Below are 21,971 nucleotides of genomic sequence, written 5' to 3' on the forward strand. Positions count from 1 at the left end.
CAGGAACAATGTTAGCCGCTGTCGGTTGTAAGGATTACGACGACGACATCGACAAAATCAATGACCGCATCGACGGGTTGACGACCGGCCAAATTGCCGATGTAGAGTCGCAGCTACAGTCGATGCAAACTGTTATCGACAACCTGAAGGCGGCCAACGAGGCCATCAACAAGGAGATCGAGAATCTCAAGAACGATGCGACGGCTATCGACGCCTTGAAAAAGGCCCAGGAGCAGCTCCAGAAAGATATCGATGCCATCGAGAAAGACATGGTAAACAACGATTTGCTTACCACAACCCTTAAGTCATACGCTACGACCGAGTCCGTTGCCGACGCCATCGCACTGGCGAAAAGCCTGAAGAAGTACACGGACGATGCTTCCATCGACGCTGCCATCAAGGCGGCGCAGGATGCTGCCGTATCAGCTGCCGGCGCGGCCCTCGAAAGTGCGTTCGAAACGAAACTCGACGCTTATTACACCAAGGCCGATCATGCAGTTTATGACAAGGAGATCAAAAAGTACATCAGCGACGCTGTGGCCGAGGGTGGTTTCATCGATACGAAGATCGCCGAATTGGTGAAAAAAGCCGTCAGCGATATGCAGGCTACCATCGCAAGCCTCGCGAAAGACGTCGACGCCCTGATTAACCGCATCCAGTCGCTGGTGAACGTACCGCAGGATTCGAACGGACAGACTGAAATGAACATCTACCAGGTCGGAACTACGGACATCGACAACGCTGCCGCCGTGCTGACTTTCCGTGCGACTCCCGCCGCTGCGGTCAAAGACATCGAAACCCTCTATGCAAGCCATCCGGAGTACTTCTCGATGGTATCCGAGAAAGTCCTGACCCGTGCCGGCGAACCCGAAACGGTCGCTGCTGCCATCACGGGCATCGAAGCCGGTGCCGACGGTAAATTCACCGTTACGATCAGCGCTTCCAAAGACGATATGGCTGACCTGAAAGCCGCAGGCAAATCGCTTGCACTGGCGCTCTCGATTCACAACCAGGTAAATCCGGGTACCGGAGCCGAAGGCGAGGTCGTTTCGGGCGTGACGAACGATGTCCTTTCGAACTTCGCAGTTATCGGATACAATGACACGGCAAAAGCTATCGAAGTGAAACTCTTCGGTGCCGATGACAAGGAGTTCACACCCGAAACCATCCGCAAGCCGTTCAATACTACTGTTGCAAACAGCAAAGTGACGCTGCTCGAGAACACGACGCTCAAGGCTTCGTTAGATGGCAAGAACTACATGTCGCTGGAAGCCATGTCGCAGCTGCTGGGCGTAAACATCACGGCCGGTGCATATACGATCACCCCGGCCTATACGGATGCCGGCGGCAGTCCCGTTACCGGCAGCACGAATATCGGTAAATTCATTATCAAGGTTACCGCACCCAAAACTCCCAGCTGGAACGACCAGCTCGCTACGGTCGAGTTCCGCAAAGCTGCCGAGAGCACCGATGTCAAAGCCAAAGCCGACGTCGCACACAAAATCGTAATGAACGTTGCAGGCAAGGCCTCCGACAAAGAGGTAACGTGCACGACTTCTTACGAGATTTCCAACCAGCTGGGCGGCACGATTACGTTCACCGAAACGAAAGAGATGCCGTGGAGCTACGCGTTGGTATCGAATAACGGCGCCAACACAACGGACAAGACCCCGGCATTTGACGCACCCGTATTCGGCGAAGTGGCTGTTGCCGTTCCCGACGGGATCAAACTGAAGCTGAAAGAGATTATGGCCGGTACGCTTGTGAAGAAAGTAACCGCCACCGATGATAAGGGTAAAACTTCGGATGTCAGCGCTACTGCAGACTTCACGTTCTCTGCGCTTGTTCAGGATTTGGCAAAGGGCATCAACGTTGCCGTCACCAAGGACGGGTATGCATGGAATACGAAATACGATCTCGAGTATACCTATACGGTGAATAATGTAGACTACGTTATCAAGGGTACAATCCACTTCGGCGCAGTTCCCGCCCCTGTAACATATACCTTTACGCAGGATGCGGAATACGCCCCGGAAATTTCGAAGAAACTCGCCTGGGCCGACATTTACAAGGCAATGGCAACGACGGGCTTCGAGGATGCTGTAGAGTTCGTGGAGGCTATCCAGGCCGGAACGACCGCTCCTGACCCGATTGCACCTGTTATCACGCGCTATGCAAAAGCTTCGGATAAAATCGGAACGGATATTACTTCAGAAGGAAACGGTACCGAAATGACGACTTTCACTGCAGAAACTCCCGACAGCCTGAAGTGCGTAATCAAAGCTGCCGATATTGATGCCGTAGGCAACAAGTTCGAGCACAAGGCCGAATGGACTACCTGGTACGGACAGAAGGTTACCCTGACGGTGAATACGACCGTGACGCTCGGCGATTACAAACTGAAACCCAGCGACAAGTATGTTGTGAACGGTATAGCGAAAGCCGAAGGCCAGGTTGATCCGACTACGCATGTTTGGGCGATCGACAAAGTAATCATGAAGGACTACTTCAGCTGCGATCCGGCAAATGCCCTTGCCAAAGTCGAGTACGCACGCAAATCAGCCAATGGAACTCCGAAGGACAGTGTCTATCCGACTTACGACAGCAGCGATGTTAAGCTCGAATGGGGAAGCGCTGTAAATCAGCTTGAGGTGGAGATGACTGCCAAACTGATGTGGAACACGCTTGTGACTCCGCTTGCTACGACCGACTTCAAGGTAGTTGCAACCGACCCGATCAAGACCTTTGCAGCCAAAGCGCTGACAGCAGAATATTCTACCGGAACGGCGACCGAAGTCGACCTGTTGGCTGGTATCACGCTCAAAGACGCTACCGATAAGGCTTGGATCGAACTTAAGAAGGGTGCAAAATTGTATACGCCCGTAACGACGGGTGATGGCGGAGCAGGCCTGCCTGACAACGGTCCGGAGAAAGTATTCGGTGTTACCGGAACCGGTGCTTCGGCAACTGCAACCGGCGGTATCGTATTCGGAACTCCGGTCGTTGAAGACGGTTTGTTCTCCGGTAATATTTCAGTTACGGACGGCGTGCTGACCATTGCACAGAACCAGACCGTACTGCAGGCTCCTGTAACGGTAACTGTTCCGGCAACGTTCACTTATCAGTTCGGCGAGAAGAAAGCTGAAATAACGATTACCATCAACCCGAAAAAATAACAGAACTTCCTTTTCCGCGGAATCCGGCGCCGTCCTTCGGGGCGGTGCCGGGAACCCGGGCAACAAATCCCCAAAGCAGGGGCTGACAATCCCAAAATTTTTGGTTAACAACAACTCCCACTTTCAATAGAAAACCCCTGCTTGCGGCAGACCGAAGAGGCGCGGTCTGCCGCTTTTTTGTGTCCTGCGGTGTGCGCTGCTTTCCGGCGGGTATATCGTTCCGGGCTCTGTGCATTTTCGGGCTTCATGCATCCTGCCGTGGCCTGTTTGCAGGCTGGCGCATCTTGCCGTGCCGGGGCGTTTGCCCCCCCCCTTGGTTCCGGTTTTCGTTGGGGGCGGTTGCACGGTGTGTGCGGTTGCCCTCCGTGCGGCCGGAGGGGGCTGAAAAAAAGCAGCCGGAATTCAAAACTCCGGCTGCCTTTTTATGTTTGTTGCAGGATGCACCGCGTTGGCGGTGTGTGCAGGATATGCCTCTTCGTTGTCGCAGTTTACGGCCGCTTTGCATACGGCCTTCGTACGGCGGTTATTTCACTTTCGCGGCTTTCGCGGCCACGGCCTTGTCCAGTTCGATGATGAAGTCCGAGAGGACGTTCATGTAGTTGATAAAGGCGTCGTACGCCGAGTCGTAGGGATTGAAATAGGAGTGTACGTCGCCGTCCGACAGCCATTTGGTGGCCATGTAATAGAAGTGGTCGGAGGTCTGCATGAAACTCCACACATAATCGAAATCGGGGCTTTTCAGGGCCGCGACCTTCTCTTTCTGGGCGTAGAGTTTCGCGAACGCCTCGTTCTGCAGTTCGTTGCCGAGCCATGCCGTCACGTCGCGCTCCTCGTCGGCCCACGACATCACGTGCGGGCAGTGCAGCACGGCGACGGGCTGGTATTTCCTGGAAGCCTCGGTGACGGTCGCGAACTCCATGTCGTTCTTCTTGGCGAGGATGGCTTTGGGCAGGGCGCGCATGAATTCGAAGATGCCGGTGTCGGCCGTCTGGTGCTCGCCGAACGTTTCGTAGTCCATGAAGAGGTTGATGACCTCGCCCGGGGTTTCGTCCGATGCGAGCCACTTCACGTATTTATCGGCCGTCAGCGGCCACTGGTCCCAGCTGCGGTTCGAGAAGCGGAAGGCGATGTCGTCCGAGAGCTTGTAGTTGCGCAGCAGCAGGCGCAGCTTCTGGTTGATGGCGTTGGCATAGACGTAGTTGGGCGACTTCCAGCCCAGTATGTGTTTGGCGCCCTCGGCCAGCATCGTGCGGAAGCCCATGTCGGCCACCATGGCGCCGATTTCGTCCGAATAGATCAGCTCCGTGTTGCGGAATGCGGTGGGCTTTACGCCGAACTCCTTTTTTATCAGCGCCGTGTGGAGCTTCACCTGCTCGGTGAAATCCTCTTTCGAGGCCAGCGAGGCCAGCGAATGGGAGTAGGTTTCGGCGAGGAACTCCACGCAGCCCGTGGCCGCGAGTTCCTTGAACGACTCGAGCACCTCGGGCGCAAAGGCGCGGAACTGCTCGATGGCGATGCCCGTTATCGAGAACGAGCAGCGGAACTTACCCTTGTTCTCCTTGATGAGCTTCAGCAGCAGGGCATTCATCGGCAGGTAGCACTGCCGGGCGACTTTCTGCATGATCGAGCGGTTCAGGAGGTCGTCCAGATAGTTGTGGTCCTTGCCCATGTTGAAGAAGCGGTACTTCTTCAGTCGCCAGGGCTGGTGTACCTGAAAATATAAGCAGACGGTTTTCATAGGGTTTCTATTTTGTTGTTTTTTCATGCTCTTCGATTACCGCTTCGTATACGGTTTTGATTTTTGCGGCCGCATCGTTCCATTTGAGGTTGGTGACCTCCTCCAGCCCTTTCGAGGCGAACATGCCCGACAGGGCCGGATACTTTATCAGCCCGTAAATGGCGTCGGCCAGTGCATCGACGTCCCAGTAGTCGACTTTCACGGCGTAGTCGAGCACCTCGGCCACGCCGCTCTGCTTGGAGATGATTACCGGAACGTTCGAGCGCATCGCCTCGAGGGGCGAGATGCCGAACGGCTCCGAAACCGACGGCATGACATAAACGTCCGAAAGCTGGAACATCTTGTGCACGTCCTCGCCGCGCAGGAATCCCGTGAAGTGGAAACGGTCGGCGATGCCCAGCCGCGCCACGCGGCGGATGACGTGGTTCATCATGTCGCCCGAGCCGGCCATCACGAACCGTACGCCGGGAACCTTCTTGAGTACTTTGGCGGCGGCTTCCACGAAATAGTCGGGGCCTTTCTGGTAGGTGATGCGTCCGAGGAACGTGACGATTTTGTCTTCGACGCCCCGCTCCGGCATTTTGCACTGGCCTGCGGCGAAGCGTACGGCGTTGTGCACCGTGACGACCTTCCCGGCCGGGACGCCGTAGCGGTTGATGACGATGTTGCGCGTGAGGTTCGACACGGCGATTACGCGGTCTGCGGCGTGCATTCCCGCGCGCTCGATGGCGTAGACCTCCGTGTTGACGTTCTCGCCGCTGCGGTCGTACTCCGTGGCGTGCATGTGCACGACGAGCGGTTTGCCCGAGACGCGTTTGGCGGCGATGCCGGCGTAATAGGTGAGCCAGTCGTGGGCGTGTATCACGTCGAACTGCCCCTCGAGGTCTTTGGCGACCTGCGCGGCCACCACGGCGTAGCGGGCCACTTCCTCCATGAGGTTGGCGCCGTACTTGCCCGAGAAGGTGTAGCGTTGTTTCCATGCGTCGGTCGTCGACCATGTTTTCTGCCCCGATTTGACATAGTGCTCGTGGTACTGCTCGTACTCTTCCGGCGAGATGTAAGGCACCATGTTCGAGTCGATGTGGATGAACGACATCTTCTCGAGAATGTCGTCCGCACCGCTTCCCGTCGAACCGTAGAGAGCTTCCACGTCGCTGGCGTTCACCACATGCGAGAACCGCTGGTCTTCGTCGCCGTAGGCGTGGGGAACCACGAACGTGACGTCGACGTCGTTACGCGCCAAACCGCGGGTCATGCCGTAGCATGCCGTTCCCAGTCCGCCCGCGATATGGGGCGGGAACTCCCAACCGAACATCAATACTCTCATAAGCCTTATATCTTTTTGTTGTTACCTTACTTTTTCGCCGCTTTCTTTGCGGCCGTTTTCGGGGCTGCCTTTTTCGTTGCAGCCGTTACGCTTTTCGCCGGGGCTTTCTTCGCCGGGGCTTCGGCGGCGCTGTCCGGTGAAACGGCCGTTTTTGCCGCTTTTTTCACTGCCGGCTTCTTCGGCCTGGCAGTTGTTCCCGCTCCGATTATCGTGCTTTTTGCCGCTGTCCCTGCGGCGCCTTTGCTTTTCGGGGTGTTCTTTTTTGCGCCTTTTGTCGTGCTGTTTTCCCGATGCTCCTGCTTGCTGCGCTCACGGATCATGCGGTAGATGTCCAGCACGGCCCCCACGCTCCACGCCTGCGAGATTGCCCCGCGCGACGTATAGGGCGGATCGGCGTCGTAAAGTTCGCATACCGAGCCGATGCCGTAGCTCTGGATGTCCTCCTCGAAATTGGCGAGTATCTCTTCTGCCTGCGGCAGGAAAGCGTCGCCGTCGATGTCGAAGCAGGCCTTGACGTAGAACGGCAGCAGCCACGGCCATACCGAGCCGTTTTTGGCTGCGAAGTCGCGCTCGGCGGGCGTTCCCTGCTGGCGCCCCTTGTAAAGCGGGTTTTGGGGCGAGAGCGTCCGCAGCCCTTTCGGGGTGAGCAGGTGCTGGCGCACGGTGCGGAGCACTTCGAACTGCAGCTGCTCGTCGAGCATCTTGAAATCCAGTCCGCAGGCGACTACCATATTCGGGCGGGTCGACTTGTCCGGGCCGTTTTGGCCGACGACGTCGGCCAGGTACCCTTCCGGCAGGCGGAACAATTCGAGGAACGACGCCTGCGTGCGGCCGGGAATCTCCTGCCATGCTTCGACGAATGCCTTGTCGCCGTTTTTGCCGGCCAACTCCAGTGTGTAGCATACCGCGTTGTACCACAGTGCATTTACTTCGACCTGATAGCCGTTGCGCGGGGTGACGGGACAGCCTTCGACCACGGAGTTCATCCAGGTCAGGGGAACATTGTCGGCCGCGGCCCATATCAGGCCGTTGTCGTGCAGGCTTACGCGTCCGCCCACACTCCGACGGTAACTCTCCAGGATGTCTTTCATCGCCGGGCCGTAGCTCTTCCATATCTCTTTGGCGCCCACTTCGCGTTCGAGTTGCTGGAGCGTCCAGAAGAACCAGAGTGGCGCGTCCGCCGCGACTTCCGCCGAGGCGTTGCCGCAGAACATGCCGTCGCGCATGCCGCGCACCATCGTGTCGAGGGCGTCGATGCAGTCCTCCTTGTGTCCCTGCTCGAGCGTGATGCCCGGGAGCGAAATGAAAGTCTGGCGGCCCGAAACCCCGTGCCACGGGTATCCCGACACCACTTCGGTGCGGTCGCCCGGGCGGCGTATCAGGAACTGCCGTGCGGAGTGCTCGAGGCAGCTGATGAAGTCGATTTTGTGCGTGCGGCGCGCGATGGAGGCGGCGAATACCTCTTCGATGGTCTTCGTCGAACCCATTTCGTCGAGCGACGCCGAGAAGATGATGCTTTCGCCTTTCTTCAGTTCCGCTTCGAAATAGCCCGTCGTGAGCAAATCCTCGTAGCCGTCATAGCCGCGAATCAGATCCTGCTGGTATTCGAAATTATAGTACCAGTCCGGCGCGGGCACGAATTCCGTGCCGGGTTTGCTCGTCTGGAGGTACAGCCACGGGAAGGTGCCGTAGAGGCGGCACTTCACGCCGTTGACTGCGGGGTAGGAGTGCCCGTCGGCCTCCATGTTGGCGTGCGTGAGCGCATGCTTGTCGCGGAAGGCGAGGAACGGGCGCAGCCGCAGCCTGGTTTCGGAGTGCGCGTCGATGAGCGTATAGCGAATCATCAGCTGCGTGCGCTTGTGTATCCACAGCATCTCTTTCTTGAGTATCACCCCGCCGACGCGGTAGGTGATCGTAGGGGTCGGCGTATACGCGAAGTCGGTGATGTATTTGTGTCCGCGCGGCTCGTATACCCCCTGGAAGCGGTGCAGGGCCAGGTTGAATGTCTGGTCGTGCTGGACTACGGTTTCGTCGAGCGACGAAAGCAGAACGTAGGTCCGGCCGCTGTCGTCGACGGGCGCCACCATCAGGCCGTGGTAGCGGCGGGTGTTGCAGCAGACGATAGTCGTGCTCATGTAGCCGCCGATCCGGTCAGTGGAGAGCATTTCGCGCTGGAGCGAGTACTCCAGATTGCCCAATTCGCTTTTGTCGAAAGTAAGTGCTGACATATCTAAAAATGCTGTTGGTTCTATAAAGATATTGAATTTTTCAGGAAATTACAAGGGCGTTCCTGTGAATTAATACCTTTTTAAACATTATTTACCCTAAATTTATCAGGCCCATTTTACCAATGCAAAATCCATGCGATGCGGCAGGTGCGGGTTGTACGGGAAGATACGCAGCGCCACGTCGAAAGTTCCGGCTTCGTCGGGTGTGTAATCCAGCGAGTAGGTCGCCCGGCTGCCGTCGGTCGCGGTATGTTTCAGCCCGATTGTGCGCGTCACGTTGACGTTGCGGCCGCCGACGATCTGCTGGGCGATGACCATTTCGACGCCGATGTCTTCGGGCCGCAGGTTGGCCACGTCGACCGTCACTTCGAAATGGTACTTCTCGCCGACGAAAACCGCCTCGTTGTCGATTTTCACGCGCTGCACGTCGATTACACGGATTTTGTCCCATGCCGCCGACACTTTGCGTTTCCAGGCCGCGATTTCGCGGGCCAGTTTGTAGCCGCCCCCGACGATTTCGTGCTTGCGGGCCGCGAGCTTGTTGTAGAATCGCTCTTCGTAATCGCCCAGCATGCGGTTGGTCGTGAAGTTCGACGCGATGTCGGCGACGCACTTCTTGACCGAGGCCACCCACTCGTGCGGTATGCCGTTTTGGTCGCGGTTGTAATATTTCGGTGCGATCTGCTCCTCGATGGTGTTGTAAATGATCTCGGCGTCCAGCTCGTCCTGATAGTGCTGGTCGGCGAAAGTGCGCTCCATGGGCAGCATCCATCCGGCGCCCTCCTTGTAGCCTTCGACCCACCAGCCGTCGAGCACCGAGAATTGCAGCACGCCGTTCATGACGCACTTCTCGCCCGAGGTGCCCGACGCTTCGAGCGGACGGGTCGGGGTGTTGAGCCATACGTCGACGCCCTGTACCATGCGGCGCGCCAGTTCCATGTCGTAATTCTGCAGGAAGAGAATCTTGCCCACGAACTGCGGCATGGCGGCCACCTCGACGATGCGTTTGATCAGATCCTGCCCCGGTTTGTCGTTGGGGTGCGCCTTGCCGGCGAAGATGAACTGTACGGGACGCTCCTTGTTGTTGACGATGGCCGACAAGCGGTCGAGGTTGGTGAAGAGCAGGTATGCGCGCTTGTAGGTCGCGAAGCGGCGTGCGAAACCGATGGTCAGCACGTCGGTTTTGATGCCCTCGACGACCTGTATCATCTGCCGCGGCGAGTCGAGCCGCACCTGGCTGGGGTCGCTGTAACGCTTGCGGATGTGTTTGATGAGCTTCTCCTTGAGGTACATGCGCTCGCTCCACAGCTCCTCGTCCGGAATGTGGTGTACTTTCTGCCATGCCGGGATGTCGTAGGTGTGTCCCTCGAATCCGTCGGCGAAATAGCGGGCGTAGAGGCGGCGCAGGCTCGTGGCGATCCATGTCGGGAAGTGCACGCCGTTGGTGACGTAGCCGATGTGGAGCTCGTTCTTGAAGTACCCCGGCCACATGTTGCCCAGGATTTCTTTCGAAACCTCGCCGTGGAGCCACGACACGCCGTTGACCTCCTGCGAGAGGTTGCAGGCCAATACCGACATCGAGAACTTCTCGTTGGGGTCGTTGGGGTTGGTTTTGCCCAGGTTGATATACTGCTCCCAGGTGATGCCCAGCACGTCGGGGTAGTGCGACATGTACTGGCGGATCATCGACTCGGGGAATGCGTCGTGCCCGGCGGGTACGGGGGTGTGCGTCGTAAAGAGCGACGAGGAGCGGATTACCTCCAGCGCCTCCGAGAAGGAGAGCTTCTTGTGGTTCACCAAATCGCGGATGCGCTCGATGCCGATGAATGCGGCGTGTCCCTCGTTGCAGTGGAATACGTCGTGTTTGATGCCCAGCGCCCGCAGTGCGCGGATACCGCCGATGCCGAGCAGGATTTCCTGCTTGAGGCGGTTCTCCCAGTCGCCGCCGTAGAGGTAGTGGGTGATTTGGCGGTCTTCTTCGAGGTTGGCCTCGACGTCCGCGTCGAGCAAGTAGAGGTCGGTGCGGCCCACCTGGCACTTCCAGACGCGCGCCGAAAGCGTGCGGCCGGGGAATGCAATGGTGATCGTCAGCCAGTTGCCTGCCGCGTCGCGCACGGGTGAAATCGGGAGTTTGTAGAAGTTCTGCGCCTCGTAGGTCGCCTCCTGCGAACCCTGCGCCGAAAGGCGCTGCGTGAAGTAGCCGTAGCGGTACAGCAGGCCCACAGCGGCCATCGGGACGTTCTTGTCCGAAGCCTCCTTGAGGTAGTCGCCCGCGAGGATGCCCAGGCCGCCCGAGTAGATTTTAAGCGACGAGTGCAGGCCGTATTCCATCGAGAAATAGGAAATCGAGGGGACTTTCGAATCGGGCTTTTCATTCATGTAGGCGCGGAACTGTGCGTGTGCTGCGTCGAGCTGGCCGAGGAACGCCGTGTCGTGTTCGAGCTCTTTCATGCGTTCCACGCTCAATTTGTCGAGCAGCGCGATCGGGTTGCGCTCGCATTCGGCCCAGAGTGCCGGGTCGATGCTTTCGAACAGGTCGCGGGTGCCGGGGTTCCAGCACCACCAGAGGTTGCGCGACAGCTCCTCGAGGGCGTGCAGCCGTTTGGGCAGGGTCTTGTCGACCATCATGCGGTTCCAGTTGGGCTGCTCTGCGAAGAGCTGCTGGCGTACGAAGTTGATTTGCTCGGTGCGTGCGCCGCCCTCGTCGAGCACGGCGCGGTTGGTGCGGATTACCGAACTCTCGACAGCCTCGGAATAGGCCTGCTCGTAAGCGGCGAAGAGGTGTTCCCAGAGTGCGGTTTCCGAGATTTCGTAGGCCGACACGCGCGCTTCGTTGACGTGCTTGTCGTCCAGGGCGCTGAAATGCAGCAGCGTTTCGGCGATTTTCTCTTCGACCTCCCTGTCGTTGTAGTCGTCGCGGCGGATAACCTCCACGCCCGCATGTTCGCGCTGCTTGTCGACCCAGAGGCCGAATCCGGCGAGGGTCGTGGTGACGGTCGGCACCGAGAAAGCCACCGACTCGAGCGGGGTATAGCCCCACGGCTCGTAGTAGGAGGGGAATACCGTGATGTCCATGCCCACGAGCAGCTCGTAGTAATCCTTGCCGAAGATGCCGTCGGCCTTGTTGAGGTAGGTCGGCACGAAAATCACTTTCACTTTCGAGTCGTCTGTCGTGAGGATGCTGCCGTTGAGGGCGTTCACGACCGGGTCGCTGTGCTGGTATTCGAGGTAGTGCGTCGCGTATTTGTACTGTCCTCCGTCGATCGGTTTCGACGGGTCGGCCAGGTGCGCCTGCAAATCGACGCGCGGCCCGCGGTTGGCGGCCGGCACGGTGATGTAGGCCAGCACTTCGCGCTTGAGGCGGTCCGAGGCGGCCAGTTTCTTGAGCGATTCGATGAATACGTCGAGCCCCTTGTTGCGGAACTCGTAGCGGCCGCTGGTGCCGACGATGAGCGGCTCGGCGGCGAATTTATGCCCCAGGCACGCCTCTGCCACCGTAATCATCGCCCTGCGGGCCTCGGTGCGCTTGGCGTCGTACTCTTCGCCCGTCCAGACGAAGTCGTTCTCGAAGCCGTTGGGCGTGATGCCGTCCGGCTCGCGTCCCAGCAGGTATTTGCACTCGTTGGCCGTGATGTCGCTCACGGTCAGGAAGGCGTCGTGGTACGTGGCGGCCATCTTCTCGATCGAATGCTTGGCCACGACGTTGAACTGGCGCGCCAGCTCGTCGGCCTTGAATTTGGCCAGGTCGTTGTAGAGCGGCAGGCCGTTGCCGGCGATGCAGCGCCCCATGACCGTGGCGTGCGTCGTGAAGAGCGTGGCCACATAGGGGGCGTGCTTGCGCAGGTAAAGTCCTCCGGCGGCGGTCATCCATTCGTGGAAGTGGGCCGCGATTTTATCGGTCGCGTTGCAGAAGTTGTCGACGTACGAGGCGATGACCATGCCGGCGGCATAGCCGAAGAGCACGGGCTCGATGTAATCCCACTGGCCCGAAATCGAGTCCACGTGGTAGGTTTCCCACAGGCTTTTGAGGATTTCGTCCTTGCGGGGAATCAGCGAGGTGAAGTCCACCAGGATTACCGTCGGCTCGCCTTTGATTTTCCAGCGGCCCACGCGGATGCGGAGCCCCTCGTTGTAGACGCCCTGCCGCCATGCTTTCAGCAGGTTGGGATCCTCCTCGAATTCGGGGTTCGCCCCCTCGTGCTGGAGGTCGGGCCCGATGAGGATATAGTGCTCTGCGAATTTACGGGTTGCGGTCTGTGCCTTGGTCGAGATGACGGTATGGATGCCGCCTATCTTGTTGCACACCTCCCAACTCGCCTCGAAAAGGTAGTCGGGGGTCAGTTTTGCATTACTCATATTTGTGCTGCTTGTTTATGATTTCTTGTCGGATCGGTTGAAAACCGCTGCAAAGGTAATACTTATATTTATATTTGTCAACCTTGCAGGGGTAATTTCTAAAAATATTTAATAATAACTTAACATTTCAGTTTCACTTGGTTGCGTGCCGTGTTATGTTTCGAAAAATGCCTCGATTACGGCATCCGAGGTCAGGAATCTTTCCGGTGGAACGGCCAGCCGCTCCCCTGTGCGGCGAAGCATGCCGGCCCGTAGGAACGGCTCGGCTTCCCGTGCGATGCGTGCCGTGCGTTTCGTCCCGAAACGCGCCCCGGCCTCCCGCATCCCGATTCCTTCGGCCGTGCGCAGCGCCGTCATGACGTATTCGTTGAACCGGTCGCGTTCGGTCAGCACCTCCCGCCCGCCCGGTGCCCCGTCGATGTATTTCTCCACCGAAGAGGCGTTCCAGTGCCGCTCGTTTGCGTCGAACGAATGGGCCGCCGGGCCGATGCCGAGGTACTTCACCCCCTGCCAGTACGAAGCGTTGTGCCGGGCGCGGAATCCGGGCAGCGCGTAGTTCGACACCTCGTAGTGCTCGAATCCGGCTCCGGTGAGCGTGTCGTGCACCAGCAGGAATTCCGCCTCGCTGACCTCCTCGTCCACGGCCCGGAACTGCCCGCGTGCGGCGCGGCGGCCGAAAGTCGTATTCGGTTCGACGGTCAAATGGTATGCCGAAATATGCTGTACGCCGAGCGACAGGGCCGTATCGAGCGACCTTTTCAGCGATTCGCCGCCGAAACCGGGTACGCCGAAGATCAGGTCGACGGTGATGTTGCCGAATCCCGCCCGCTGTGCGGCCCGGACGGCCGCTGCGGCCTGTGCCGCGGTGTGGCGGCGGTTCATCAGCTTCAGGCAGTCGTCGTCGAACGACTGGACGCCGATCGAGAGGCGGTCGATGCCCGCCCCCGGCAGTCCGGCGAGGTAGGATTCCGTCAAATCGTCGGGATTGGCCTCGAGCGTGGTTTCCGCGACTCCGCTGCAGTCGAAAAGCTGCGCCGCATGTTCCAACAGCCCTTTCAGCATTTCGGGCGCCCAGAGCGACGGCGTACCCCCGCCGAAGTAGCGGGTGGTCACCGCTTCCCCTTTCAGGTAGCCGCGCCGCTGTTCCAGTTCGCGGTGCATGGCGGCAGCGACGTCGTCCGTGCGGCGCAGGTCTGCGCTTTTGTAGAAGTCGCAGTAGGCGCATATGCGTTTGCAGAAAGGTATGTGGAAATAGAGTCCTGCCATGGTTTATCCGAGTTTCCGGGCGGTGGCTTCCGCCGAATCGCCGGCGAGCGCCTTTATCGCCTTTACGGTTTTCCGTCCGTACCTGTTGAACGTGAAGATTCCTCCGGCCATGTTATACCACGGGTCGTAGATCAGGGCCCAGCGTATTTCGTCGTTTCGCCAGCTCAATACCAGCAGATCGCAGTCCAGGAAGGGAATGCCCTTCCGGTTTACGGCCTGCAGGTAACGCCGGTTGTCGTATTCGATTCGCCATCCCCTGTCAATCAGCAGCGTGCGTATCCGCTCTTGCAGTCCGTCGTGCTGCCGGGGGAGCGGGATGCTTCTGAACTTCAGTTTGCTGCGCTGGAACATATGGACGACAAGTCCCGCGCCGAACAGCAGGAGCGCGGCCAGCCAATACCGGTTCCGCAATCCGCGGGCGAGTTCACGGACGAAACAGCAGGAGTAGCATGCCCCGCAGACAAACAGCAGGATGGAGAAACAATGGTAGTTTATCCATTCGAGCGAAAACGGTTTCAGGCATATCCGGTCATGTCGTATTTTCATCGGGCGCATTGCTTGAAAGGGATAACGAAATTTTGTGCGGGTCGAATATACCAAAGATAGGAAAAATTCCCGTATCTTCCCTTTCGCCCGCCCCGGTTTTTTCGGAATCCGTGCGCCGGGTTTACTCCGGCTGCCGGATCGGTTGGACGGAGAATACTTCCAGCTCCTTGATTTCGATACGGTTGCCCCGGAAGCGCAACTTCCCGTCGTTGTTTTTGTCCGGGCGGAGCTCCGTAGGAGCAGGAGTACAGCCCGCCGTCGATGAATACCCCGATTGACGTGCGGTCGATGTAGATGTCGGCCGTGAGTTCCTTGCTCGTCGGAGCCTGCGGCGAGTAGAAGCGTCCGCCCGGCGTGTTGGAATTCAGGTCGTATGCGGTAATGCGCTGGCCGAAGCGGTTGGGCCCGGCGTCAATCGCGTGCGACAGTCTGATGGCGGTTCTGATGCGCAGGCACCCGGCGCTGCGGAACTCCTGCATGCTGCGGCGGTATTGCCGGCGGCAGGAGCGAGCAGAGGTGCGGGGTCGTTTTTATCGGGGTTTTCATGCGGGTTCGTGTTTTCTGCCGGTATTTTTTACGCTGTCCGGGCAGGGGCCGTCCCGAAGCGCGGGAACGGCTGTTCCGGACAAAAAGTCCGGCGTTTCCCCAAAGCGGGAAAAAACGGCGCAAAGCGGGCCGCGCGTCTGCGGCGCACCGGCGCGAAACGCGGCAGAATGTTTGCGGAGGGATGTACGGCTGGGTTTTTTATCCGCTTTTCGGGGTGTGATACCTGCTTATAAATGAATTATATACGCTTGTTGGAAAAAATAATGGCTGTTTTTTGCGTTTTTTACTGTTATTTTTTTCACAAGTATAAAAGTTTTTCTACCTTTGTGCGGTTAAAGTCCGGTCATCCGGATTTGAGTTAGGTAAATCAGGATTTGATGTTTTATTAAAAATAACGATTGCTATGAACAAAATGGATTTGAAAAAGTACGGGATCACGGGTGTGACCGAGATCGTGTACAATCCGTCGTACGACGAACTGTTCCGCGAAGAGACCAAGAAGGGCCTGCGCGGTTTCGAGAAAGGTCAGGAGACCGAAATGGGCGCCGTGAACGTAATGACCGGCGTTTATACCGGCCGTTCGCCCAAGGACAAGTTCTTCGTAATGGACGAAACCACCAAGGATACGATCTGGTGGACTTCCGACGAGTATAAGAACGACAACAAGCCCGTAACCAAAGCAGCCTGGAAAGAGCTGAAGAAAATCGCTTCGCAGGAGCTGTCGGGCAAGAAACTCTATGTTGTCGACACGTTCTGCGGCGCCAACGAGAACTCGCGCCTCAAAATCCGCTTCATCATGGAGGTGGCATGGCAGGCTCATTTCGTCAAGAACATGTTCATCCGTCCGACCGACGCCGAACTGGAAACCTACGGCGAGCCCGATTTCGTGGTGCTCAACGCTTCGAAGGCCAAGGTTAAGAATTACAAGAAACTCGGCCTGAACTCGGAAACGGCCGTTGTTTTCAACCTCACCGAGAAGATGCAGGTTATCATCAACACCTGGTACGGCGGCGAGATGAAGAAGGGTATGTTCTCCTACATGAACTACCTGCTTCCGCTGAAGGGCATGGCTTCGATGCACTGCTCTGCCAACACCAACAGCAAGGGTGAGACGGCGATTTTCTTCGGCCTGTCGGGTACCGGCAAGACCACGCTTTCGACCGACCCGAAGCGCGAACTGATCGGCGACGACGAGCACGGCTGGGACGACGACGGCGTATTCAACTTCGAGGGCGGCTGCTACGCCAAGGTTATCAACCTCTCGCAGGAGAACGAGCCCGACATCTGGAACGCGATTCGCCGCAACGCGCTGCTGGAGAACGTAACGGTTGACAAGAAAGGCAAAATCGACTTCTCCGACAAGTCGGTGACCGAGAATACCCGCGTGTCGTACCCGATTTTCCACATCGACAACATCGTGAAGCCCGTATCGAAAGCCCCGGCTGCCAAGCAGGTGATTTTCCTCTCGGCCGATGCATTCGGCGTGCTGCCCCCGGTTTCGATCCTGACTCCCGAGCAGACCAAGTACTACTTCCTGTCGGGTTTCACCGCCAAACTGGCAGGTACCGAGCGCGGCATTACCGAGCCCACGCCGACCTTCTCGGCTTGCTTCGGCGCTGCATTCCTCTCGCTGCACCCCACCAAGTACGGTGAGGAGCTGGTGAAGAAGATGCAGAAGGCAGGTGCCAAGGCATACCTCGTGAACACGGGTTGGAACGGCACCGGCAAGCGTATCTCGATTAAGGATACGCGCGGCATCATCGACGCCATCCTCGACGGCTCGATCGACAAGGCGCCGACCAAGACGCTGCCCATCTTCGACTTCAAGATTCCGACGGCGCTGCCCGGTGTGGATCCCAAGATCCTCGATCCGCGCGACACCTACAAGAACGCCAAGGATTGGGACGTTAAGGCCGAAGACCTCGCAAACCGCTTCGTGAAGAACTTCACCAAGTTCACGGGCAACGAGGAGGGTAAGAAGCTCGTAGCAGCCGGCCCGAAAGTAAAGTAATTCTGAATAGGTACAAATAATTGGAGAGGCCCCGCCGTGAATCACGGCGGGGCCTTTTTGTTGTCAGGAGGGGGCGGCGCTTTCCCGCAATCCGTTTTCCGGGGCGGGCGTTGCGGGATTCGTGGGGCTTGCCGGCAGGCGGTTTTTGCGGCCGGACGGTTCGCCGGAAAGCACGGCAGGCCGCCGCAAAAGCCGCCTGCCGGGGCCTGGGCGGACATACGGTTTCATCCGGCACGGAAACCCGTGCCGGTGATTTATTGCGGGAAGTTTCCCGAAAATAACTGTCCGGCGTTATTTGTTGCGCAAGCTGCGCGGGGTGAAGATGCGGTATCCGATCGATACGCCTATTTTGTTGGGATACCATTCCGACGAACCGTTGAACGGGTCGGGGTGCTTCGGCTGCACGGGGCGGTGGGGATACATGTCGATTTCGCCGTCGAAACTGTATCCGTTGTAATGGCTGTCCATCCAGGCCCAGCCGAAGAATGCGTCGAGCAGCCACCGCTCCCCGAACTGGTGTTCGTAGCCCACGCACAGGCCGATCATCATGCCGTAGCCCTTGCAGTAGCGGTTCTCGAATTTCAGTTTCCAGCCCTCGATGTAGGGTTTCGACATGTCGAAAGCCATCATGCCGATGTTGGCACCCAGGTACCATCCGTTGTTATGCTGCTTGAAGTAGCGGCGGTATTCGCCCATGAAGATGGCGAAAAGCATGTGCTTCTGGTTGACGGACTTCCACGGCGATATGACGATGTCGGTCTGCAGGGTCGACTTGGGCGAGATGGCGAATTCGACCGAGGGGTTGACCACGCCGACCAGGGCATAGGGAATATTCAGCTTGACGTATCCCTGCCCCAGGGCTCCCTGTGTGCAGAACAGTGCGGACAGGAGGATTGCCGTGCAGAGTTTGAGTCGGATGTTTTTCATAGGCGGATTGTTACAACGGGCAAATATATGAAAAAATCCGGCCACATTTATGTGTTGGCCGGATTTTAACTCCTGGGTGGACGGAATTATACCGTCATGATTTCCTTTTCTTTCTTGTCGAGGGCCGCATCGAGCAGCTTCGTGAATTTCTCGAGCAATTTCTGCGTCTGTGTCTCGCCGTCTTTCGACTCGTCTTCGGGCATGCCCTCCTTCTGGGCTTTCTTGAATGCTTCGACGGCGTCGCGGCGGGCGTTGCGCAGGCTGATGCGGGCCGTTTCGGCCTCGCCGCGCACCTGTTTGACCAGCTCCTTGCGGCGCTCCTCCGTGAGGGGCGGAATCGTCAGGCGGATTTGCTCGCCGTTGTTCGACGGGGTGAGTCCGATGTTCGAGTCGATGATGGCTTTCTCGATTGCACGCAGCATATTCTTGTCCCACGGCTGAATCAGGATCGTCTTGGCATCGGGAACCGTGACGCTGGCGGCGCCCGATACGGGCACCTGCGAGCCGAAGTAGTCCACCATCACGCCGTTCAGGGCATTGGGCGACGCCTTTCCCGCGCGCACGTTCAAAAGTTCCTCTTCGAGGTGGTCGATAGCCTTCTGCATACGGCCGGAGGCATCGTTGAGAATCGTCTTGGTATCCATATTATTCGAGTATTTTTTCGATGGTTTTGATTAGTTGGTCGAACTCCTCGGGGTCGTACCCCACCGAGGCCGAAACGACTTTGCCGTCGGCGTCGATCAGGAAGTTGCGCGGGATGTAGTTCGAGGCGTAGAGGTCGTAGGTGGTCTGCGAGGGGTCGAGGCCCATCGGGAACGTGTATCCGTTCTTTTCGCGGAACGCCGCCACGTCTTCCCGCTTTTCGCCGCGCGATACGGGCAGGAAGACGAAGTTGCGGCCGGCGAAACGGTCGACGATGTCCTTCTGCACGCGGGCCAGTTCCTGCCGGCAGGGCGGGCACCAGGTGGCCCAGAAGTTCAGCAGCACGACTTTGCCTTTGAGCTCCGCGAGGGAGGTTTTTCCGCCGTCGAACATCTCCACGGTGAAGTCGGGGGCTTTTTCGCCCGCCTTGACCAGCGTGGTCGATTCGGTATCCGCAGCCGCTTTGCCGCTGCGGCTGCCGCACGAGGGCAGCAGCAGGATGGCAGCGACCACGACGATGATCAGCGCCAGCATGATCCACAGCTGTTTGTTGCTCTTTTTGGTTGCCATTGTCTTATTTTTTTACGAGTGTCCCGATGCGCTCCCCGGCAAGCACCTTGCCCAGGTTGCCCGGCGTGTCCATGTCGAAGACGATGATTTGCAATCCGTTCTCGCGGCAGAGCGTGAATGCCGTGAGATCCATGACTTTCAGCCGGCGGTCGAGTACCTCCTCGAACGTGATTTCGTCGAATTTGGTGGCCGCCGGGTCTTTCTCGGGGTCGGCCGTGTAGACGCCGTCCACGCGGGTGCCTTTCAGCATCACGTCGGCCTCGATTTCGATGCCGCGCAGCGCCGATGCCGAGTCGGTCGTGAAGTAGGGGTTCGAGGTGCCGCCGCCGATAATCACCACCTGCCCCGCCTCGAGGTATTCGATGGCACGGGCCTTGGAGTAGTATTCGCCGATGGGCTCCATGCGAATCGAGGTCAGCACCTTGGCTTTCACGCCGTTGTCCTCCAGCGCCGACTGCAATGCCAGCGAGTTGATAATCGTGGCCAGCATGCCCATCTGGTCGCCTTTCACGCGGTCGAAACCTTTTTTCGCGCCCGTGAGGCCGCGGAAGATGTTGCCGCCGCCGATGACGATGCCGATTTGGACGCCCGTTGCGGCTGCCGCCTTGATTTGCTCGGCGTATGACTGGAGTACCTCGGGCGAAAGCCCGTATTTTTGTGAGCCCTGCAGTGATTCGCCGCTCAATTTCAGGAGTATTCGCTTGTATTTCATTGTACGATGGGGTTTACCGTATCGCGAAGATAGAAATTTTTATTGAAAAAAATCGCATGAGTGGCTATCTTTACCGAAAATAGGACGTATGCCGGCCGTGCCCGGATGGATTCGGCATTGCGTCCGGCCTGCACCGGATTTGCATTCTACACAATGTGCGGGCTGTACCCCGACTATGCCCGGATAAATTTGGCATTGCACCCGGTTTGTGCTATCTTTACAGAACACAGGCTGCGCCTTGGCAATGCCCAAATAAATTTGGCATTGCGCTCGGCTTGCACTATCTTTACAGAACATAGGCTGCGCCTTGGCAATGCCCAAATAAATTTGGCATTGCGCTCGGCTTGCACTATCTTTACAGAACATAGGCTGCGCCTTGGCAATGCCCAAATAAATTTGGCATTGCGCTCGGCTTGCACTATCTTTGCGCTGCCATGACGCTGGACGAATACAAACTGCTTCGGAAAATAGACTCTCCCCGGGATCTCAAAAGGCTTTCGGCGGAGGAACTGCGTACCTATTGCGACGAATTGCGCCGCTATATCATCGAGGAGTGCTCGGTCAATCCCGGCCATCTGGCGTCGAGCCTCGGCGCCGTGGAGCTGGCGGCGGCGCTCCACTATGTGTTCGACACGCCCGGCGACAAAATCGTCTGGGACGTGGGGCACCAGACCTATGCCCACAAAATCATCACGGGCCGCCGCGAGGCGTTCCGCACCAAGCGCCAGCTGGGCGGCATCAGCGGTTTCCCGCGCATGGCCGAGAGCGAATACGACGCTTTCGGCGGCGGGCACGCCTCGGTGTCGATTTCTGCGGCGTTCGGCATGGCCAAAGCCGCCGAGCTGCGGGGCGAGAAGCACCGGGTCGTAGCCGTCATCGGCGACGGTTCGATGACCGGCGGCCTTGCCTTCGAGGGACTGAACAACGCCGGGGCCAGCAAGCGCACCAACCTGCTGGTGATTCTCAACGACAACAACATGGCCATCGACCAGGCCACCGGGGCGCTGAAGAACTACCTGCTCAAAATATCCACCTCGGTACATTATAACCGCTTCAAACAGCGGCTGTGGGGTGTCCTTTCGCATACGCCGCGGCTGCTGCGCCTCTGCCAGAAGGCGGGTAACGCCGTCAAGCAGGGACTGCTGAACAAGAGCAACCTTTTTGAAAGCCTCAATTTCCGCTATTTCGGGCCGGTCGACGGCCACAACCTCAAGGAGCTGGTGCGCACGCTGCGCGCGCTGCGCGACATCGAGGGGCCCAAGCTGCTGCATGTCATGACCGTGAAGGGCAAGGGCTTCCTGCCTGCCGAGCACGACCAGCCCACGTGGCACGCCCCGGGGTGTTTCAATCCCGATACGGGCGAGCGGATCGCTTCTGCGGGCAGCGCTTCGCGCTACCAGGACGTTTTCGGCGAAACGCTCGTCGAGCTGGCCGAAAGCGACCGGCGCGTCGTGGGCGTGACGCCCGCCATGCCGACGGGCTGTTCGATGAATATGCTGATGCATGCCATGCCCTCGCGCTGTTTCGACGTGGGCATCGCCGAGGGGCATGCCGTGACCTTTTCGGCCGGACTGGCCGCGGCGGGCATGGTGCCTTTCTGCAATATCTATTCGACGTTCATGCAGCGCGCCTACGACAATGTGATTCACGATGTCGCGATTCAGGATTTGCCCGTGGTGATGTGCCTCGACCGGGGCGGCATCGTGGGCGAAGACGGCGTGACGCACCACGGAGTGTTCGACATGGCGGCTTTCGGCGCCGTGCCGGGGCTTGCAATTGCCGCGCCGATGGACGAGCTGGAGCTGCGCAACATGATGTATACCGGCCTGCAGTGGGGCCATCCCTTCATGATTCGCTATCCGCGCGGCAGCGGTGCGGGCCGGATGTGGCGCGGCGCACGCTTCGAGGCGCTGCCCGTAGGACGGG

At 58.4% G+C, this 21,971-nt stretch carries 12 protein-coding genes and 2 pseudogenes; 3 read left to right on the forward strand and 11 right to left on the reverse strand.

Translation table 11 applies throughout. The features are described from left to right. Window positions 1-3,176 (forward strand): annotated as a pseudogene (locus QZT71_RS09010) (hypothetical protein); the annotation flags it as partial. 523 nt (window positions 3,177-3,699) lie between these two features. Here the strand turns inward: QZT71_RS09010 and QZT71_RS09015 are convergent. The 7 genes and pseudogenes from QZT71_RS09015 to QZT71_RS09045 form a co-directional block, all read right to left on the reverse strand. After that, window positions 3,700-4,914, reverse strand: a complete 1,215-nt coding sequence (locus QZT71_RS09015; RefSeq protein WP_295915343.1) for a glycoside hydrolase family 57 protein — start codon at window positions 4,912-4,914, stop codon at window positions 3,700-3,702. 7 nt (window positions 4,915-4,921) lie between these two features. After that, window positions 4,922-6,241 (reverse strand): glycosyltransferase family 4 protein, encoded by a 1,320-nt coding sequence (locus QZT71_RS09020; protein ID WP_363150356.1) that lies wholly within the window; start codon window positions 6,239-6,241, stop codon window positions 4,922-4,924. A gap of 26 nt (window positions 6,242-6,267) precedes the next feature. Then, on the reverse strand, window positions 6,268-8,469 hold the full coding sequence (locus tag QZT71_RS09025; protein ID WP_295915344.1) for a glycogen debranching enzyme N-terminal domain-containing protein: 2,202 nt from the start codon (window positions 8,467-8,469) through the stop codon (window positions 6,268-6,270). A 105-nt stretch (window positions 8,470-8,574) separates the two neighbouring features. After that, window positions 8,575-12,825, reverse strand: coding sequence for an alpha-glucan family phosphorylase (gene glgP, locus QZT71_RS09030; RefSeq protein WP_295915346.1), 4,251 nt, complete (start codon window positions 12,823-12,825; stop codon window positions 8,575-8,577). 153 nt (window positions 12,826-12,978) lie between these two features. Then, the gene (gene hemW / locus QZT71_RS09035) at window positions 12,979-14,091 is read right to left on the reverse strand and encodes a radical SAM family heme chaperone HemW (protein WP_295915347.1); all 1,113 of its coding nucleotides are present in this window, start codon (window positions 14,089-14,091) and stop codon (window positions 12,979-12,981) included. A 3-nt stretch (window positions 14,092-14,094) separates the two neighbouring features. Then, the gene (locus QZT71_RS09040; RefSeq protein WP_295915349.1) at window positions 14,095-14,637 is read right to left on the reverse strand and encodes a hypothetical protein; all 543 of its coding nucleotides are present in this window, start codon (window positions 14,635-14,637) and stop codon (window positions 14,095-14,097) included. A gap of 121 nt (window positions 14,638-14,758) precedes the next feature. Further along, window positions 14,759-15,092, reverse strand: a pseudogene (locus QZT71_RS09045) (2,6-beta-D-fructofuranosidase); the annotation flags it as partial. A gap of 494 nt (window positions 15,093-15,586) precedes the next feature. On the opposite strand from QZT71_RS09045, the gene pckA reads away from it, so the two are divergent. Further along, window positions 15,587-17,194, forward strand: a complete 1,608-nt coding sequence (pckA, locus tag QZT71_RS09050) for a phosphoenolpyruvate carboxykinase (ATP) (protein WP_295915352.1) — start codon at window positions 15,587-15,589, stop codon at window positions 17,192-17,194. Between the two features lie 291 nt (window positions 17,195-17,485). Here pckA and QZT71_RS09055 read toward each other — a convergent pair whose 3' ends face one another. From QZT71_RS09055 to pyrH, 4 genes are all read right to left on the reverse strand, one after another. Further along, complete coding sequence (locus tag QZT71_RS09055) at window positions 17,486-18,121, reverse strand: DUF3575 domain-containing protein (protein ID WP_295915354.1); 636 nt, start codon at window positions 18,119-18,121, stop codon at window positions 17,486-17,488. Between the two features lie 86 nt (window positions 18,122-18,207). Then, window positions 18,208-18,765 carry a ribosome recycling factor gene (gene frr / locus QZT71_RS09060; RefSeq protein WP_295915357.1) on the reverse strand — a complete coding sequence of 186 codons (558 nt, stop codon included), beginning with the start codon at window positions 18,763-18,765 and terminating at the stop codon, window positions 18,208-18,210. Window position 18,766: 1 nt separating this feature from the next. Beyond that, window positions 18,767-19,333 carry a TlpA disulfide reductase family protein gene (locus QZT71_RS09065; RefSeq protein ID WP_295915359.1) on the reverse strand — a complete coding sequence of 189 codons (567 nt, stop codon included), beginning with the start codon at window positions 19,331-19,333 and terminating at the stop codon, window positions 18,767-18,769. 4 nt (window positions 19,334-19,337) lie between these two features. After that, a complete protein-coding gene (pyrH, locus tag QZT71_RS09070) occupies window positions 19,338-20,045 on the reverse strand; it encodes a UMP kinase (protein WP_295915361.1) in 708 nt (235 codons plus the stop codon). Window positions 20,046-20,479: 434 nt separating this feature from the next. Here pyrH and dxs point away from each other — a divergent pair. Further along, window positions 20,480-21,971: 1-deoxy-D-xylulose-5-phosphate synthase (gene dxs / locus QZT71_RS09075; protein ID WP_295915362.1), on the forward strand; the 1,492-nt coding region annotated here is incomplete at its 3' end.

The sequence above is a fragment of the uncultured Alistipes sp. genome (assembly GCF_902388705.1).
Lineage (GTDB): Bacteria > Bacteroidota > Bacteroidia > Bacteroidales > Rikenellaceae > Alistipes.